This window comes from Bacillus sp. FSL L8-0099 (genome assembly GCF_038006385.1).
Classification (GTDB): Bacteria; Bacillota; Bacilli; order Bacillales; family Bacillaceae_G; genus Bacillus_A; species Bacillus_A toyonensis.
The window spans coordinates 77596-96293 of sequence record NZ_JBBOVC010000002.1 but is presented as its reverse complement, the minus strand read 5'-3'; the positions used below and the strand labels follow the sequence as shown (position 1 = coordinate 96293).

Sequence of the window (18698 nt, the reverse complement as noted above, 5' to 3'; positions counted from 1 at the left end):
GAACACAACGAACGAAAAAGAAAAGTACGAATTAGATGATCCTTTTAGTCCAGTTGTTGCAGTAATGAAATCAGATGAAATGATAAGTTCATGTTTTCCGAATTTAATTCGCATATTACCTGTTCTTTCATAGTATATACGCAAATACTGTCACGTTTAGGGTCATATTTATGAAAAATAGTAAAAGGTTATGTTCGACTAACTATAAGTTGATTTTAATAGACATTTGGATTTACATACTGATAGAATAAGCAGAAATCTTATAAAGGTGGAATGGAATTGAGAAAAAGATTAGGCTGCTTACACGCCCATTATTCGAATATAGAATATATAGAAAATGCACTTTCCCCATTTAATATTGAATTAATACATTTTGTTGACCCAGCATTAATGTATCGAGTTACATCAAATGCAAAATTCCAAGAATCAGATGCTCAATTTAAAGTTAAAGAGCAAATAGAATGGATTGCCCAATGTAATGTTGATGCTATCCTTATTACTTGCACAAACTATATTGCGATTTTACAGGAAGACCAACTCTCCATTTCAGTACCAATTATTAAAATTGATGAACCTTACTTTGATTACATCTGCAATATACAGCAACCTCAGACAATTCTTTTTACAAATCCTGCAACTGTCGAAGGTACAAAAGAACGTCTTAAACATCATGCTAATAACCATCAAAAATCTTTAGATTTAGAGTTTATTGTTATAAACAGTACTTTTGAATTGCTAATGCAAGGACTAAAAGAAAAATACAACCAAGAAATTGCAAAGTTCTTAAATCAAATCATTAAAGATGAAAAGAAAGTTATCTCCGTTGCTCAATTATCTATGGTTGATGCATCTCAACAAGTTGAGTATAAAACTTCTAAGTCTATTATTAATCCATTGAATACATTAGTATCTTACATTGTTAATCAATTAGAATTAGAGAAGAAAAATCAGTGATAAACTGATTTTTTTCTTCAGCTAAAGGGCGCTTTAATCGAGAAAAGATCACATAAATTATCAAAAATTTTTATAAAAAGATAATTTTATTTTATAATGCCTCCAAAACGAAAAAACTGAGCTGACTTTTCAGAGTAACTATATGTAGAGAAAGAACATTTTCATTTAGGGGTTACTTCAAAACCAAAGCTTGAGGGTGATAGGGTCACCCTATCAAAAAAGTAAATAGTACGTTAGATACATTTTCCAACCGCTTCCTGTACATTAAGAGATTGGTTTTTTTATAATGAAATTCTAAATATCTAGTGATAATAGATGAAAAAGGCAATCAATAGTTGGAGTACGGAAATGATTCAATTTACATTCTTTCTCAATACATATTATGGATAATAAAGTAAAATATGGGCTGAGGGTATGTCTCATGTTGTGTTAATCCTAACAATAACTAAGGATACATAATATGCTTTCATACCCTTAAATAATTTTGTTATAGAAGGGATGGAGATTTAAATGGCTCAAATTGTTGATATTGATAGATACCTTTGTACTGGGGATTTAATCTATATGAGTGAGAGCATTTTCCCTAAGCCTAGGAGGTAAGGAACAGTAAACAGCCACCTATACAATATGAAAAGTAACAGTTTATGTATGTCGAACAATTAAGATGGCTTCCTGCCATCCCTTGTTCGAAGCCAAGAAGACTCCCACCTACTCACTTCGCGTTCCTTGAGGAAGGAGTCTTCTTGGCTAAAATGATAAAAAATTATGTTTATACTTAATTTAATAATTTCATCTACGCCATATTTCATGAGCGCTTCAATCTGTGTATCTAGATTTTATTCTTGTGCACTTACAAGAGCGTACCCATAGCCCATTTTTAGCCCTCTTTATATATTATTTTTGATAAGTGTTATTGAGAGTATAAGGTGAAAACTGCTTTAGCTGGTGAGGAAAAAGCGGGTTATCCAATATTAGATGTACGAGAGGGGAAAGAATTCTGGAAAACGTCCAAAGAAAAAAGGAGTCGAATAACGACTCCTTTTTAAATGGGATAGATTTATTATCGGAAATATTACCTACTGAAATACTTTTTCAATTGTAGGCATAACAGCGATTGGTGGTAGAGATTTAGTCCATGCAGCTGCATATATGTTTAACTTTTCACCTAAAGTGTAATCTTCTCCACTGGAAACAGGGACTCTAAGAATCTTATTCTGGGAAACTAGTTCCCACCAATCAGTATGATAAGCAAGTGCTTCATCTTTTGTAGAAGTAGCTGCAACTACTAAATAATTCTTGTCTACCGAGATAACATATCCAGTAAAAGGTTCTTGCTCTTGGTTTTGAATAGAGTGAACAGGTGTAGCGCTTCCAGAAGAATTATTTGAATCTGCAAAGGCTGGTGTTAATCCGAAAGTGAATCCACATCCTAATGTTAAAGCTGTTACGGTTGTTACTAATTTTTGTTTTTTTGTAAACATGATATATCCCCCTTATATTTTATCCTTACATTATTCACTTTCTAGTTAAATACATATAAGGCTTTTTAATATTAAGATATTTAACGATTCTGTCACAAGCATTCCATAAATGTTAATATTATCTATTAATGGGTATGAATTCATGTTATAATTCACTATGTGAACTATTATTGTTCCTTTCATCTTTTGATGAATGTATACCCTTCCTTAATTTTAAATATGTTCAATTTTATTGGTGAAGAGGAGAGAGATCCCTCTTCTTTTTTCTATTCATAACATAAGATTTTATATTATGAACAGAAAAAGAACCCTATGGGGTTCTTTTTCTAGGCATATTAACAGTAAGGAGAGTAATGAAGTGCTAATTTCAAATCTTTATTAGGTGAAAGATTTGAAAAAGCTTATGTTATTATTTTTACACATATGTAATATATAGTAAATTGATAATATTTTGACTTACTATTACTAATATTCAATTAAGATAGTTAACACTATTTTTATGTTGTTAACTATCTTGTTTGGCATGGAATGCTTTAAAATCTTTCTTTGAAGAATTTATTGTTGCTATAAACAACTTAAAAATAAAACTAATAAATAAATCCAGTAGAAAATATAGAGTTAATGGATAACATAGCTTCTTATCAACTCAGTAGCGTATATTTTTTAAAGGCTTTACTAAAGTTTTTGAAAGATTTAAGAACAAGAAGAAAATTTTTAATGCTAGAATTCTGGAAACATTAGGGTAGAAATTTAATATTTTCGGAAAAAAAGAATTGACTTCTATATTAGTTGTAACTAGAATGGTTACATAAAGATGTAATCAATTCAGTTACAACTAATAGCTGCTTAAAATAAAGATATGATTTATATATTTAATTAAGAATGGTGGTACACACGTTGTCACCTGGTGTAGAAAGTTACTAACGCATTCAAATTAATGCATAATCCCAACTTTAGTAATTTCTAATACTGGGCAATAATGTGCAACGTTATCTTTTGTTAAAAACCTTGGTTAATCTTTCTTTGGAAATATTAGTTTTTGGGGAATATAGTAAGGTATCTCCAAAAGAACAAGGTATAAAAAGATGTACTTATATAAAACAAAAAGTTAGCTGAGCTGGATAATAAAAATAAAGGTAGGAGATTTAAATGGAGACGAAGCAAGATAACCTTATTTACGTATGGGACGCATATTGTGGATGGTGCTATGGCTTTTCAGAAAGTATTAAAGGATTTTACAAAAACCACACTGAAGTACCATTAACAGTTTTATGTGGAGGATTATTTTTAGATAATCTACCAATAAAAAATTTCTCATATATAGAAGAAGGAAATAAAAGAATTAATCAGCTTACAGGTGCAGAATTTGGTCCTTCATATCAAAAATTGGTGGAAGAAGGTACTTTTAAAATGAATTCGAAAGATGCTGCAATTGGTTTTTCGGCATTACGCTCATTAGCGCCAGACCGTTTGTTAGAATTCACTTCGGCTATGCAAAAAGCGTTTTATTTTGAGGGGAAAAGTCTAAGTGATCCTGAAACATATCGTAAGATCGCAATTGAGCATGGTTTGGACCCTGAACAAGTGCTAGAGCGTTTAAACGCTCAAGAAACACTAATAGATGTCCAAAATGATTTCAATAAAGTTCGACAGCTTGGTGTTAATAGTTATCCTTCATTACTTTTACAAAAGGAGAATCAAATTATTCCTATTGGTGGTGGGGTGATGACACCAGATAAAATCGAAGCACGTTTTAAAAATTTATATTAAAAAATTTCAAGCTAAAGTATATAGCATTTAACGTTTTAAAAAAGGCTAGAAGTGGATGGACTTAAACCTTTTTATAACAGTTGGTTTCAATTTGTTCTTAAAAAGAGTCTAATTTAAATTCTACTATAAGCTAAAGTAGCAAACATGTTAGCTTATGCCAACTGATATTCATCTCTGGCCTATTTGATGGTGCTATCACACTTTCAGGTGAATTGGAGAGGGAGCTTTTGTCGAAACAAGATAAAAATATGTTAACTAGTTAATAACTTTAACAAAAGGAGAATAACATTCTATGTTTAAAATAATTGATACAAATCAAAAAGATGTAAAATTGACGGTGTTTAGTTCAGACGAAAAAAGTTTCATGGTCACTGCAACCTTAGTTGAGAAAGCGGGACATGCATTTTTAATAAACTCAAAATTTACTCAGTCTGATTCGAAAGAAATTGTTGAGTATCTGAAAAAAAACGATTTATCTTTAGATAAAATCTTTATCATTCATGGGGATCCTGATTACTACTTTGGATTAGAAAGTATTAAAGCAGCTTACCCAGAAGCAATAGCGTATGCTACAGAGTCTACTGTTGAACATATTGTTCATTCTGTCTTAGGTAAATTAAAAGTTTGGAAAGACGCCTTAGGAGAAAATGCACCAAGCAATGTGGTATTACCTCAAGTGTTTAAAGAAAAAACGATTGATTTTCAGGGGTTAACATTTGAACTAGTAGGATTAGATCATTACAGAACTAGCTTATTTAATGGAGAGCTAAAATTATTAATTGGTGGTATTGATGTATTTAACGAAATACATGTATTCTTAGCGGATACTAGCTCAAAAGCAGCTATGGAGGCATGGATTGAGAACTTAAAAGTATTACAAGCATTACATGCTGACATAATTGTACCTAGCCATGGATTAATTGAAAAATCCTTAAATAATCAATCACTTACTGCGACAATGGATTATCTAAGAACTGCCATTCAAGCTTCTGAGGAAAGTAAAACTTCAAAAGATTTTGTAGCAAAACTTGATGCAGCATATCCAGGCTATGCAAATAAAGGTGTATTAGAATTAAGTGCAAAAGTTGTAACAAAAGAAATACCATGGGGTTAATGCTATGAATAAATATCAAAAACTATTACATGAAACGTATGCGTTAACTGGCGAAGGAAAATTGGATGCGTTCAAAACGTATTTAAGTGAAAATGTATCTTGGACAGAAGCTGCTGGGTTTCCATATGCAGGTACTTATATAGGTCCAGATGAAGTAGTGAAAAACGTACATGAACGTCTTGGTACGGAATGGGATGACTATAGCGCTAAAGATGAAATTTATACTTTTAATAACAATACTGTTATCGTGTATGGAAAATATAGTGGAACATATAAAGCTACAGGGAAGTCATTTGTAGCAGATTTTTGTCACCTTTATGAGTTTGATGAGAACGATAAGGTTAAGAAGTTTATTCAAATTGTGGACAGTGCAACTGTTAATGAGGTATTGAGTTAGATTTAATCGCTTCTTGCATACCTTGTATAAGGAGTAATGTTAGGACAAACAAATTTTACTAACATTACCCCGCAAATCATATTTTGGTGAAGGTTTCTCCTTTTTCAAGTGTGTTATGGAAGATAATTTATATAATTTAGAAGAGGTAGGTATATATGAAATTAGAGAAAAATTTAATAGTAATAATTATTTCTGTTTTTATTTTAGGAATTGTGTCGACTTTGATATTTCAAGCTTCCACCGGTAATAACAAAGATAACTCAATAAAGAGCGAGAATGTTACTTCTGTATCAAAAGAAGTAAAAGAAAATGAAAAGAATAAAAAGATGGTAGTTGATTTCTATAATGAAGTTTTTAACAAACATAATATCGATATTATCCCTAAATATGTTAGAGAAGATTATAAGCAACATAATCCTTTTGTAGCTGATGGACGAAAAGCCTTCATGGATTTCTTTAAGGAGGATTTTGTTAAAAATCCTAATTCCTCTGCAGAGATCAAACGTGTAGTAGCTGAAGGGGATACAGTTGCTCTTCATGTACATTCGCGAGCTAATTCTCAAGATAAGGGAGTTGCTATAGTGGATATATTTCGTATAAAGAATGGTAAGATTGTCGAGCATTGGGATGTAATTCAAGAAGTTCCAAATGAGGCAGCTAATGAAAATACTATGTTTTAGGTAAAAGACTTATTGCATGGTTGTAACAAAAGCACTTCTAGAATGATTCTTCATTTTTAACACAGTTTTAATTATTAGAGGTGTATAGCATCAACCGTATAATGCTGAGAATAGAAAAGGCATATAGATGTAAACATAATTCAATATTCTAATTGAAGTGTACCAATGTATGTCCACTACACGTAATATAACTATCATACCTTACATGGCTATTCGTCTTTCTTTTTTTATTTTCCAAGGTTATAAAATGTACCACTAGGAAATATCTGGGTGCTTTTATATGAGAACTTTTAGTTTTTTTCAAAGATTAATGTTTGTATAATTAATTTAATTAATGGCATTCTCTTTGGTTTAATAGATTTATCAAATTTAATTAGAGGGATGATGTTAAGTTAGAAAAGTGTATTTTGTCAAAAAAGGATTGAAACAATATTAAACGTGTTATATGATATTAACAAGAAAATTTTTCCTTTTTAATCATTCCTAAATAACCACAAACCTTTCGGGTTTACGATTCATTACAAGGAAGTGTATAACGCATATACGCTAATTTGTAATACGAATGTATTCCTGGGAGGTTTTTTTGCGTTGTAGGAATAGGACAAGTAATCAACTAAAAAGGGTGTGATAGATTATCTTAAATTATTAAGTATTGTAGTAGGGAGATAAGAATTTTGGATTTCAAAATACAAAAGAAGGTGAAAAAAGATGAGAGGAGCAGTCTCGTCTTTTTTATTTCGAAAGGAGAAGGACATGGGTAAGAAAATTATGGTTCAATCTGTAAAGTTGGTAAAAGACAGTAATCGAATTTATGATATTGAGAAAAAGAAAATAACTTGTCCAGCGGATGCTGTACGCTTTGCACAGATTATATTTGATATAGAATCAAGACCTAATGAAATTTTTGGTGTATTTAACTTAAACACAAAGAATGAAATTATTGGCTGTAGCATTGTGTTCGAAGGAACTGTTGATTCATCGCTTGTCCATCCGAGGGAGACTTTTCGCACGGCAATATTAAACAATGCATCTTCAATCATATGTTTCCATAATCATCCATCAGGACATAGCATGGAATCCCATGAAGATGTTGAAGTAACTAAACGATTAAAAGAGTGTGGAATTATTATCGGTATTCCTCTTCTAGATCATGTCATTATTGGAGATAACAGCTATGTAAGTTTAATGAAAAAGGGAATTATCTAATAACAAGTAATAAACTAACTATATTCAAGAGTGTGTATGGAGGAATAAGAAGATTCTAAAGCGTTTACTCGCATGGATTTTCTTATTCTTTTTAGTTTTAAATGTAAAAGAATGTAGATTCATATTGGCAAGATGCTTTCGTTTTAGATCTTACACCGGAGGAGAAATACTTCTACTTCTACTTAATCACTAATAGCAAAACTTCTCAGAGTGGTATCTATGAGCTTCCGCTACGAGTGATAGAAATGGATACTGGGTATAACCGTGAAACGGTTGAGAAGCTGCTAGAGCGGTTTGCTGATTACGGGAAAATTCATTACAACAAAAAGACGAAAGAAATTATGTTGCTTAATTGGCTTAAATTCAATGCTATTACAAATTTGAATATTGAAAAGTGTGTGTTAAAAGAAATCCAGAATATTAAGTGTGAAGATTTTTTAATTGATTTTTATGAGACATGTTTAGATTTAGAACAGCAGCAAGATTTTAAAATTCCTCGTATTAAGGAATACTTCCAAGCTCGTTTTGAGTGGCTTATAAGGGGCTTCGAAGACCCTATGAAGGAAAAAGAAGAAACAAAAACAGAAACAAAAGAAAAAGAAGAAACAAAAACAAAAGAAGAAGCAGCAAGCTGCTCAAGAGATAAAAAAGTTGCAGAAGAAAATCCAATAGCATTTTATGAGCAAAACTTTGGAGTTCTTAAACCATTTGTAGCAGAAGGCATTAATGCATGGATTGAAGATTTGAATGCACAGCTTGTTATCAAAGCGATGAAAATAGCCCTAGAAAAGAATGCACCTAATATGTCTTATGTACAAGGTATTTTAAGAGATTGGCATGCTAAGGGGTATAAGAGTATTACTGATGTTGAAGCTGCACAAACTCAATTCCGTAAGAAATACCAGTCTCGTGGTGGCAGAAGTAATGCTCGAAAAGAAATTGTTCCTGATTGGTTACATACACAAGATACAGAATTGCAATCTCAGCCTGTAAAGCACGATGAAACGGATTTAGAGGGTGAACGTAAACGTTTAGAACAAGTATTAGCTAAATATAAAAAAGAGGCTTAGGAGGATTGTAATGCCAAAGCAGTTAACAATATTTGATGTTGAGCCTGTAGTAGCATTCGATACTGAGAAAGCACACATTCATCGATTAAATTCTAAAGTTCGTTTTACGGATGTAGGTGTTCAAGTACCAAAACAAGTAAGAGCTACTGATGAATTAAAACCAACAACAGCGCCTAATGATCAGTATGAATTATTTGAGGAATATACAATTGGAATTTGGAGATTTAAGCGAGTGGAAGATAAGCAGTTCGATTGGGAAGAAGCGGAGGAGCTTTGCAAGTCTGCGAGAGATAATAAAGAACCGATTTCAATACGACTTTATTTATCATTAGAACAATCATTTATTCCTGATAATGTTGTGGAATATCTATAACAAAATAAAAAAGTCGAGATTGCTCCCGACTTGCTTCGACAAAATAATCATAACATATGGGAGTGGTCTTAGTGGGAATTATTAAAGAAAATCTTGTAGAAATGACAGCTGAAATAAATTTGGAAATAAACGGAATATATGTTGTTAAAAATGGTCAGGTCCAACTAATAGAACCACCCCAAGGTGGATTTGGTGAACAATCATTTGTATATCAAAGTGGAAAAGTAATTCGTATGGAAGAACGAAAAACACAGTTACTTTAATCAAATTCGAATTTTGTTAAGAGATGAAATGTTGAACAAATGTGAATAATTAGATGATACTAAGGTAAAAGAAAAAGAACCCTTTATTATAAGGATTCTTTTGAGGCAGTCAATCTAACACCCACATTCGTAATCACGGTAATATTTATCGCACGAATTATTCCTATCATTGCAGCAGATACAAAATGTCTTTTTGATCAATACTTCAATGAAATTAAGGAATTCGGTATTATTTGTGAGAGTAAGGCTTTGAAAATCTTCTACTTGAAATACTCTTGTTTCATTTGTAGCAAGAGTCACGATAATTGGTGTAGGAGATTTTCTTGTTTGAATAGTGACTTCGATGGGGGAGACATCTTCGGGAACAGATATTTGAAGTAATGTTTTGTTGTGATTATTAGTGAAATCTTCAAAAACTCTTCTTGAAGTGTTAGGGGGTACGATAATAGTTAAAGGTGCATTTTCGGTTGGGGTAGTTTCTGAACCAGCTACGGTATGAGTTTCGATGAAACAGTTATCTTTTTGATAGTGAGAATTTGATTGTTCTTTATAATATTTGTTACGAGAATCATTTTGATTATTGCAACAGATACAAAATGTTTTTTGAATGAATATACCAATATTGCTATTGATATTAGTATTATTTGTGAGAGTGAGGCTATGGAAATCCTCTACTTGGAATACCCTGGTTTCACCTGCAACTATTGTTACAGTAATCGGCAGACGAAAACTTCTTGTTCGGATAGTTACTTCAATTGGTTGAGAAGTACCGGGAATGCGAAGATCAAGTAATGTTTTATTGTGGTTATTGGTGGAATCTTCAAAAGCAGTTCTTGTAGTGTTAGCTGGTACGTTGAAATTTAAAGCTGTATTCGAACCAGTTATTGTATGGGTTTCGATAAAACAGTTATCTTTTTGATGGTGAGTGTACGATTGTTTTTTATAATACTTTTTACCATCTTTATAAAAATAATCAGCCATACTTATGTCGCTCTCCTTTCTTTGAGATATCTATATATTTTATTAAAAAAAAGAATAGAGTGCTTGTACACAATAAGAAAATCCGCTCTTGTAATTAATTAAAAACATTATTTGATATGTAAATGTAAGAGCACTTCGGGAAGTGCTCTGTAAAGACTATTCATTCTAAAAAGAAAAGAATATAAAATATTTTATGAATTTATTTTTGATATTTGATGTATTCTTTGTATAAAAATTTCATTGGAAACTGAAAACTAGATCCATAATAGCGCCTAGTTTTAAAGGAGTACTGATACTAGTTTAATTTGATAATGTTTAATTCTAAAGCATTTATTCCATTATCGCATGTACGAATGTCTTTTTCACCTACAAAGCTATTATTTATAAGTTGAAGTGTTGAGTTGGCTGGGACTGATAAAATAGTGTCCCCAATGAGTTGAGCGCAATCTACATCCTCTGAATCTAGTATTGAAAGACCAAAAGTAGCTTTGAAATTTGGAATCAGACTGTTATTTAATAGTATAGAAATGGTAGGCGAATAAGGGAATGAAAGGGCTACAGTCAAGTTAATCGAGGAAATGAAAGAAATTCGATAATCCCCAGCTTGTGTGATATTAATTGTGGTTGGATTTAACAGAGAAATTCCCCCTACCATAGGGTCAGCCTGATCAAAAGAAAAAGGGGATTCGAAAGGGACTGTAATGATTTCCGTTTGCCAAAAAGTTCCGTAAGCTACTGATAGTGATCCAGTGGGTCCAGTAGGTCCAGTCAGCCCAGTCGATCCAGTAGGTCCAGTTGGTAGTGTGAATGGTGGAACAGGTGGTAAAGTAGGTCCAACTAAATTAGGGTTTATTGCAGCAAAAGATAAAAACTGGTCCATTATATTTTCACCTCTGAATAGTTAGTATTACTAATAGTAAATGTCTGGATAGAGAAAAGCGAAATGGACAAGTGAGGAATTAGGCAATGGAATTTTCATAAATATTTTATAAGGACGGGCATTCTTTTAGTTTCAAATCTTTCGAATTCTATAGGACAATATGCAAACGTTACTATAGGTTCTGAAGTTTCGTTTGTAAAAAAGGTGTGGTTAATTACTTCACCAGAAGAAGAATAAAAAATAATTTTGGTTTTTGATATAGGAGGGAGCGTTATTACTATTGGTTTACTTGTCATACTAATCAGCTCCTAAATTATTTGGTTTTATATGAACTTAATATGTATTCAATAAATGTATATGAATTCATTTTATAAAGTTAGTACTTTGTGGATTGAGAAATTTAACAAAATAGTTATTTGGGACAAAATATACGCAAAAAGAGCACCTTTTATAGGTGCTAGAATTGAGCGGGTAGTGATCAAGTTAATTACTTACCACCATGTTATTTATATGATTTAAATAAAAAAACAGAACAAAATCCTTATTTGAAAATTAAAGAGCGCCATAGGAAAAAGGCGCTCTATGACCAAGGAGTGTATCGAAAATGATACAAAATGATTAATAATGAGATGATCATGATTATTGTATGTACGTTTCTAATGAATGTGAATTCTTTAAATGCAATCAATAAGAGCATGCATATACATGCTCTTTGACAAGAAAGGTAGATTTCTATGAGTGGATGCCTCATACAATAACATATGCTCATCCAGTTAAAATGTAGAAAATTTAAATAAAATTGTTATTTTAAAAGCCTAGCCCGTCTTAGTTCCTTATGGAAATTGTAAAGGGAATTCCATTATTTGTAGTTTAAATGAAGTAGTATTGGTTTTAACTCGACTTCAAACATTTCACTTTCAAGTTCATTAAGTGCATACATTGATGCAGGGTATGCAGATGTATTAGACAAAACTTGTGATGAAATATGTTCACCTGATGATGAGAAAAAGGTAACAAACACTTGTGAAAGTGGAGGGACCATAATGATAATACGGTCAGTTTTTTGTAACGTATTAACCAACTCCAAAATTATATAGTTTTATCAGAATTCAAAACTATATTCGATAAGTATGCAGATATTTTTATTAATGCTTTTCTATTAGGGGATTGAGAAAATTAATAAACTCTTTATTTCATTGTAAACATTCTAAGAGCACACATATATGCGTGCTCTTAGATTAGAAAGGTAGTTTTCTATGAGTGGCGAGTTCTCATACAATAACATATGCTTGTCTAATTTAAATGTGAGAAGTTTTTTATGGGGAATTATTCAATCTCTAAATTGTATGTATAGAAAAAAGCAACTAATGAAAGTGCTCTTTGAGAGAGTGATTATAAATGCCTATTCAATAACTATTATATGCTTATTTAATTAAATGGTGAAAAGCTTAGCAAAAAAACTTCATTCTTGTACAACAAAGCAGCTAGTCAATAAAACAAACTGCCTGTTGTATAAAAGAAAAGCTACGCTTACAGAAATAGTTCGTAACTAAAAGTTACAAAGATAGTATGAACAGGTTTGAAAATATTATTCGGAAATGAAAGAAAACTAAAACAAAATTTAATTTTGTAGCAAAAAGGATATAAAAAAGAGCACCCTTATATGGTGCTCATACGATAGGAGGTAACTTTTTGAGCTAAATGCTAAGGTTAAATTTATATGTATTAAAAAGGAAAAAAGAACAAAATTTTATTATTAATTCAATATAAAAGAGCAGCTAGCAAAAACTAACTGCTCACCTCTCGACCGAGAGAGCTAGAGTGGGAAGAATTTAATATAACCTTTTAAATTCTTCCATAGTATCGGAAAAAATTAGAATTTTATTCACTTAATACTTAAATTAGGAAGTTCAATAATTGAATGTATCTATAGCATAGACAAGATTTGAAAATTTATTCAAGGTGGAAAAAAGGATGGGTACTTATTGGGAAAAGGCAGTCAAGGGGTATTTCAAGAAGCAAGAGTCAGGACGCAATAAAAAAGCAGTTAGCAAAAGCTAACTGCACAGTGAATAAGAAGAACGCAATGGTCATTCGTATTCAACCTTGGTGTATCTATATAGTTAACATGTTTTAGAAATTTATTCAATAAAAGAGCAGCTAACAAAAGTTAACTGCTCGTGTAAGGAAATCGGAGAAAAGATCACCGTGCCATTTGTGGTATTGACAGAATGTTGAGTTTTATTCAGGGGGTAGAGGGAAATGAAATTAAATAAAAACGAGTTACTTCAAATATATGAATGGTCTTATTACATTAGATCTACTAACTTTGCACATTTAAGCGATGAGGATAGAAAGTTAGCTACTAAAATCAGAAAAGAAGCTATGAAGCAATGTGGATTAAAAGATAAGTAATTTTGAACAAAATAATCCTTTGAATAGAAAGTGAGGTTAGGAGAATGGCCGGAACAAGGTGGAGAAGAAGCGGTATTTTATTATCTGGAAGAAGAATTACAGAATAAAATTAAGGATGCTGAATTTTTGGAGATGGAATATAAAGAAAAGTAAATTGAACAAAAACGCTATTTTAGTAGGGAACAAGTTTAAAAGGCCCTGGTTGACACAGGACCTTTTAAAAGGGGACAATATTTGACATGTTAAAAATTGTGACTGAAAGTTACTTTCATATTACCACTATTGGGATTTTAATTCCAAAAATGGTTGTTGAGAAATAAAAATCTTATTTGGCACAACAAAGCAGTCAGCGTAATTAGCTAACTACATGTTGTATAAAGGACAATTAGGGCCTACAAGTAAATGATATGTAACTTTAAGTTACAGCTATAGTAATAGTATAAGCAGAATTTAAAATATTATGTAGAATTGAAAATGATCTTAAATTTTAGAGCAAAGGGGAGTTGGGTAACGGAGTTAAAGGAGTACGCCATTTATAAGGGTGAATCGCTAATATGTATCGGAACTGTACAGGAGTGCGCTCAACATATGGGTGCACTTCCTAAGACGATACTCTTTTATAAAACACATAGAAAGAGAGTGGCCAGCAGAAAGAAAGCTCGTAATTATTTAAATGTTACCGCGTTAGATGAAGATTAATATGAAAATTTCATTTTGTAAAATTCAAATGCATCCAACGGGAGAATAACCAAAGGATGCATTTAAACAGTAAATTTGTTATTAGAAATTTTAGTCATGTATACACATAACCGATGTTTAGTATGAGTTTAAATATAAAAAAGTATACAAAAGAGCAGCTAGTAAAAGCTAACTGCTCCAATCATGGAATATGGATCGAAATGGGTTGTCTATAGTATTGGCGGAATATTGATTTTTATTCAGGGCTGGTTCCAAAAATATGACATGCCATCAAAATATAAAATTATTAAAAGGACAATTACTATGAAAGCAATTAAAGAAACTTTCTTCCAGGAATTTTTCATTAGTAGACCTCCTTTATGAAGAATATTAACACTTTATAAGAAACTGAACAAAATATCCTTTTAATAGGAGCGGTATGTAACTTAAAGTTACAGTTAGAGTATAAACGGAATCGGAAGAGTTTTATTTTAAAAGAAAATGGTGATACAAATGTATATCTGTCCAAAATGTTTAGAATGTTTCACTAATCAATATGAGCTTTTTGAACATTATAAATTATGTGGAGCGGATAATGAATCTTGAGTATTTTAATAAGTTCAAAGATGTAGTCGGTTTATAAAGTTGGTTCAGTAATATGTATAAAAGCAATATAGAATTACGTTTAACAAATACGTATAATTCCTAAAAAAATACTTTTATAAGACATTATTATAAAAAAGGAGATGGCAAAGAGACATTTAAAATTATTAACAGTGAGATGAGTAATTGAATAGGATTATATTAATTACTTAATGCTGGGATATGTTTTAAATGGAAAATCAATTTAAAGAGATATTTGGTGCATGGGTTGCAGCAATAGGAACAATTACTTCCGCTATTGGAAGTACGCCTTTTGATTTTATAAGCAGTAATGTAAGAAAGGATTTAAATGTTTATGGAAACGTATTACAGGCTGTTGGAAATGCTTTAGAGGCTGATGGTCAAGGAGAAGTGTCTCTTGAAAAAATCGGTAATGAAATCCAATCAATTGGTAATGTTACTGTAATATCTGGATTGATTATCGATTTTAAAGAAGAAACACAAATTAAATTAGTGATTGCCGGGAATTGGACACAGGCTTTGGGTGGACTTACAGCATTAGCAGATGAATTTGAGGATACATCCGATAAAGATGAATCCTTAAATATTATAGGAAACTTATTACAATCAATTGGGAATTCATTACAGGCAATAGGGGGTATTGACGAATTAAAAAGTATCAGAAATGAGGACCAGTCTAATAAAGAAGGTAATGTAAATGATGTGGAGAAAGATACAAACACTCAGGTAAACAACGAAACTAATGAAAATGAAGAAGGAAAGCTAATAGATATTATAGGAAGTTGGGTTCAAGCAGTTGGTTCTGTAATTTCATTAATTGGACAAATACGTGAAGAGAGTGAGGAATTGGAAGGGAACGATGAATAGAGTAATTTAATAGAACAGTTAAAACAATAATCCTTTTAAAGTGAAAGCAAACAGAATATAGTCCGGCTAGAAAACTAGAGGACACCAATTCATTAAAGCGGCAATGAAAGCTGTTTTAGGGATAGGTGTCCTTTTTATTTTAAAAAGGGAGATGGAGAAATGAAGGTGCTAAGAGATCAATTGCGCGAATGGAAAAAGCAATCAAAACAAGCTAAGAAGAAAAACAAGAAAAAAACGAAAAGAAAAACTAAGCATTCGTGACATTGAAGATTTAATGGGAAATCGTGGTCCACGTTATGAACGTAGACATGGAGCTTTAAGACAAAGGTAATTTAAAAATAAAAAGGAGTGGTCTTACATGACTAAACAATTATCTTTCTTACCAAAAAATGATAGAATAGCAACACAAGAGGAATTAGAAGGTGTGTTGGAAAGCGTACGTATACATAGACAGTTTGGGATGATGCGTAAAGAAATGAAATTTACTCCTTCTTATGAAATACGTGAGCATGGTCCTACACATGCAGTCGGAAAACCGTTAGAAGATGTTGCTATAGCGAATATTCAACAAAGTAAACGAGAAGAGTGGCTTGAGAGAATGTCATTACGTATTGATCAGTTTCTAACTCGATTAGGAAATGGACGTGTAGGAAGTATTCAAAGGGATATTATTTTTAAACGTTATTTAGAAGAAGAGGATATGTGTGATTACATGGTTTATAACGAAATCGGAATGTCAGAGCGTACATATCGCCGTTGGAAGTCTAAAGCGTTTTATAAACTTGCTTTTGCGCTTGGATTAGAAGTTTACGAGACAGAAGAAACAGGAGGTAATGAATAATGAATTTTGTTCAACCGATACGTGATCCAGAGCAAATACAACAGCTAAAAGAGGACTTTAAGAAAAAAGGCTTACGTAATTACATTCTCTTCATTATGGGTATTAATACAGGTCTTAGAATCTCAGGTATTTTGAAACTAAAAGTAGGGGATGTCAAAGGCAGTCATATCTCTATGAGGGAAAAGAAAACAGGGAAACAAAAACGAATACAAATTACTGCAGCACTAAAAAGAGAACTTAAAAAGTTTATTGAAGAAAGAGAAGACAATGAGTATTTACTACAAAGTAGACAAGGGAAGAATCGTCCAATTGGTCGTAGCATGGCATATAAGATATTAAGTGGAGCAGCGGCAGAGTTTGGGTTAGATGAAATAGGAACCCATACGTTAAGAAAGACGTATGGGTATCATATGTACATGCAAACGAAAAACATAGCATTTACTTATGGAGATATTCAATCACTCGTCAGAGAAGGTCACGTTACGTTATATAGGTATAAACCAAGATGCAATGGATAAAGCAATGACTAGATTTAAAATCTAAGCATTGTTTTTTCTTTTTAAATCTATACAGTTACTCATAAATTCCGTACTGTGTAACTCAAAAGGAAAAGTTTGATTAAGTCAATGATAGCAAGGGATTCAGCGAAGGGGTCAGTTACACACAATATAAGATATGGATAACTACGTACTGTTAAAAGATTGGTGCTGTTTGTTAGAATTAAAATAGTAAGGAGTTGAGAAGATGAGGACCTATAGTGTGAAAAAGCTATTTATAGAAGGGTTAGGAGAGGAAGTCAATTATAATCAAGTTTATTTTAAGATACATGGAGACAAGGATTGTAAATGGACAATAGACATTGAATATCCGGGACCAAAAGATTTTTTTATAATGGCAGCATACTATGATAAAGAAGTGGAGGTTACATTTTCTACAATTTATGCAACTGATATTAAAGGCATTGCTGAAGTTATAAAAGTGCAGGTTAATAGTAACTATGTTCAATTAAGTGGCATCGGACTATTATAAGTAAGGATAACGGGAATAAAGTAATTGGCAGAGTCGTGACCGCTTTTTAGCAGTAAATATGCTGGTTGTTTTGGAATTAACTTGATATATTTGTATAGTGAGTAGTGGCGGAAAACATTGCTCACAAAATTCCTTATAACTAAAAATGGATCGTCATAACCGGTGGCGATGGTTGCAGATTGAATGAACAGTTGTTTCTTGTTTTCATATTCAATTGCAATTCACGTTGTATAAACGGAGAAGGGCTTTTGCTCTTCTTCCAGTTACTAAATATTGTTGATGCAGATCAGCATAGCATCATTAGGTAACTGGAAGAAAGATAAAACTTCACGTATTGTAATTGAAGTACAAATTAATAATTTATATCAAAACGTCCATTCGTGTGCTTTTTATTATTTGTGTGGTAGATAGAATTTATATGACGGAAACACATTTAAGTGATGAAATTGCAGGGGAACATTATAGAAGAAGCTAACAAGCTGCATAAGTAACTCGGATTCAATGTAGAATAGAGTTGGTTATACTAGTGCAGCAAAGATTATTGATCGTCTTGAAGAGAATAGAGTTATTGGTCCATATGAAGGAAGCAGTATTAATTAAAGAGTAGTATCCATAACTGGTGCTTTTTTCTTTGTTATGTAGAAATTATATAATAAAAAAATAGGACGTAATAAAGCGTCACCCTATTGTATATATATGAAGAGTATCCGCAGATGTGGGTGCTTTTTTTCTTATTTAAATCTATAAGTATATGTTGGTTACAACTATTAATTTTCGTTAATGAGGATTCTCTTAATATATTAAATGTATTGTTTGAAGCTTAATAACAACCTATATATGACATTTCATCTTCTATTCTAAATTGCTACGCCTCTATTTCATTAATTCGTTCGTTAATTGCATTTTTCTGCTCTTGAGAGGTTGCGTGATGCCATTGGTAGTATAACCCGCGAAGTTTGCTACTATTTTCTGCTTATATTGCCTTTAAACGAGTGCATAGTGATGATTGTGACATGGTCGAGTGCATAGTGGTAGGGTAGTATGAGCTTATTGGATATCCATAAGGATATTGATA

The 18698-nt window shown here is 31.9% G+C and carries 16 protein-coding genes and 3 pseudogenes; 16 read left to right on the top strand and 3 right to left on the bottom strand.

From position 1 onward, the window contains the following. Positions 1-273: 273 nt before the first annotated feature. Positions 274-954, top strand: coding sequence for a hypothetical protein (locus MHH42_RS28150; protein WP_097873035.1), 681 nt, complete (start codon positions 274-276; stop codon positions 952-954). Positions 955-2030: 1076 nt separating this feature from the next. Here MHH42_RS28150 and MHH42_RS28140 read toward each other — a convergent pair. After that, positions 2031-2435 (bottom strand): DUF3221 domain-containing protein, encoded by a 405-nt coding sequence (locus MHH42_RS28140; RefSeq protein ID WP_340894932.1) that lies wholly within the window; start codon positions 2433-2435, stop codon positions 2031-2033. A 1149-nt stretch (positions 2436-3584) separates the two neighbouring features. Between MHH42_RS28140 and MHH42_RS28135 the strand changes: the two genes are divergently transcribed. From MHH42_RS28135 to MHH42_RS28100, 8 genes and pseudogenes are all read left to right on the top strand, one after another. Next, positions 3585-4205: a DsbA family protein gene (locus MHH42_RS28135; RefSeq protein WP_070174255.1), complete on the top strand. Its 621-nt coding sequence runs from the start codon at positions 3585-3587 to the stop codon at positions 4203-4205. 292 nt (positions 4206-4497) lie between these two features. Next, positions 4498-5319 carry a cytoplasmic protein gene (locus MHH42_RS28130; protein ID WP_340894929.1) on the top strand — a complete coding sequence of 274 codons (822 nt, stop codon included), beginning with the start codon at positions 4498-4500 and terminating at the stop codon, positions 5317-5319. A 4-nt stretch (positions 5320-5323) separates the two neighbouring features. Then, entirely contained in the window at positions 5324-5716 is a 393-nt protein-coding gene (locus MHH42_RS28125) for a nuclear transport factor 2 family protein (protein ID WP_340894926.1), read from the top strand. Between the two features lie 155 nt (positions 5717-5871). Then, the gene (locus MHH42_RS28120; RefSeq protein ID WP_340894925.1) at positions 5872-6396 is read left to right on the top strand and encodes a nuclear transport factor 2 family protein; all 525 of its coding nucleotides are present in this window, start codon (positions 5872-5874) and stop codon (positions 6394-6396) included. Positions 6397-7149: 753 nt separating this feature from the next. Beyond that, entirely contained in the window at positions 7150-7602 is a 453-nt protein-coding gene (locus MHH42_RS28115; protein ID WP_070174259.1) for a JAB domain-containing protein, read from the top strand. 119 nt (positions 7603-7721) lie between these two features. Next, positions 7722-8672 (top strand): annotated as a pseudogene (locus tag MHH42_RS28110) (DnaD domain-containing protein); the annotation flags it as partial. A gap of 10 nt (positions 8673-8682) precedes the next feature. Beyond that, positions 8683-9045: a cell division protein SepF gene (locus tag MHH42_RS28105; protein ID WP_340894923.1), complete on the top strand. Its 363-nt coding sequence runs from the start codon at positions 8683-8685 to the stop codon at positions 9043-9045. A gap of 71 nt (positions 9046-9116) precedes the next feature. Beyond that, complete coding sequence (locus tag MHH42_RS28100; protein ID WP_340894922.1) at positions 9117-9308, top strand: DUF3954 domain-containing protein; 192 nt, start codon at positions 9117-9119, stop codon at positions 9306-9308. Between the two features lie 114 nt (positions 9309-9422). Here the strand turns inward: MHH42_RS28100 and MHH42_RS28095 are convergent, their stop codons facing one another. Both MHH42_RS28095 and MHH42_RS28090 read right to left on the bottom strand, forming a co-directional pair. Continuing rightward, positions 9423-10289, bottom strand: a complete 867-nt coding sequence (locus MHH42_RS28095; protein ID WP_340894920.1) for an exosporium protein D — start codon at positions 10287-10289, stop codon at positions 9423-9425. Positions 10290-10584: 295 nt separating this feature from the next. After that, a complete protein-coding gene (locus MHH42_RS28090; protein WP_340894917.1) occupies positions 10585-11169 on the bottom strand; it encodes an exosporium leader peptide-containing protein in 585 nt (194 codons plus the stop codon). Between the two features lie 2262 nt (positions 11170-13431). On the opposite strand from MHH42_RS28090, the gene MHH42_RS28085 reads away from it, so the two are divergent. From MHH42_RS28085 to MHH42_RS28055, 7 genes and pseudogenes are all read left to right on the top strand, one after another. Then, positions 13432-13584, top strand: a complete 153-nt coding sequence (locus MHH42_RS28085) for a hypothetical protein (protein WP_340894914.1) — start codon at positions 13432-13434, stop codon at positions 13582-13584. A 474-nt stretch (positions 13585-14058) separates the two neighbouring features. Continuing rightward, positions 14059-14283, top strand: coding sequence for a hypothetical protein (locus MHH42_RS28080; RefSeq protein WP_340894913.1), 225 nt, complete (start codon positions 14059-14061; stop codon positions 14281-14283). Positions 14284-15096: 813 nt separating this feature from the next. Next, positions 15097-15753 carry a DUF6944 family repetitive protein gene (locus MHH42_RS28075; protein ID WP_098180551.1) on the top strand — a complete coding sequence of 219 codons (657 nt, stop codon included), beginning with the start codon at positions 15097-15099 and terminating at the stop codon, positions 15751-15753. 358 nt (positions 15754-16111) lie between these two features. After that, a complete protein-coding gene (locus tag MHH42_RS28070) occupies positions 16112-16594 on the top strand; it encodes an ArpU family phage packaging/lysis transcriptional regulator (protein ID WP_070174265.1) in 483 nt (160 codons plus the stop codon). Continuing rightward, positions 16594-17137 (top strand): annotated as a pseudogene (locus MHH42_RS28065) (site-specific integrase). The gene MHH42_RS28070 and the pseudogene MHH42_RS28065 overlap by 1 nt, the downstream one beginning before the upstream one ends. A gap of 201 nt (positions 17138-17338) precedes the next feature. Further along, positions 17339-17623 (top strand): hypothetical protein, encoded by a 285-nt coding sequence (locus MHH42_RS28060; protein WP_070174266.1) that lies wholly within the window; start codon positions 17339-17341, stop codon positions 17621-17623. A 522-nt stretch (positions 17624-18145) separates the two neighbouring features. Then, positions 18146-18223, top strand: a pseudogene (locus MHH42_RS28055) (DNA translocase FtsK); the annotation flags it as partial. Positions 18224-18698: the final 475 nt, after the last annotated feature.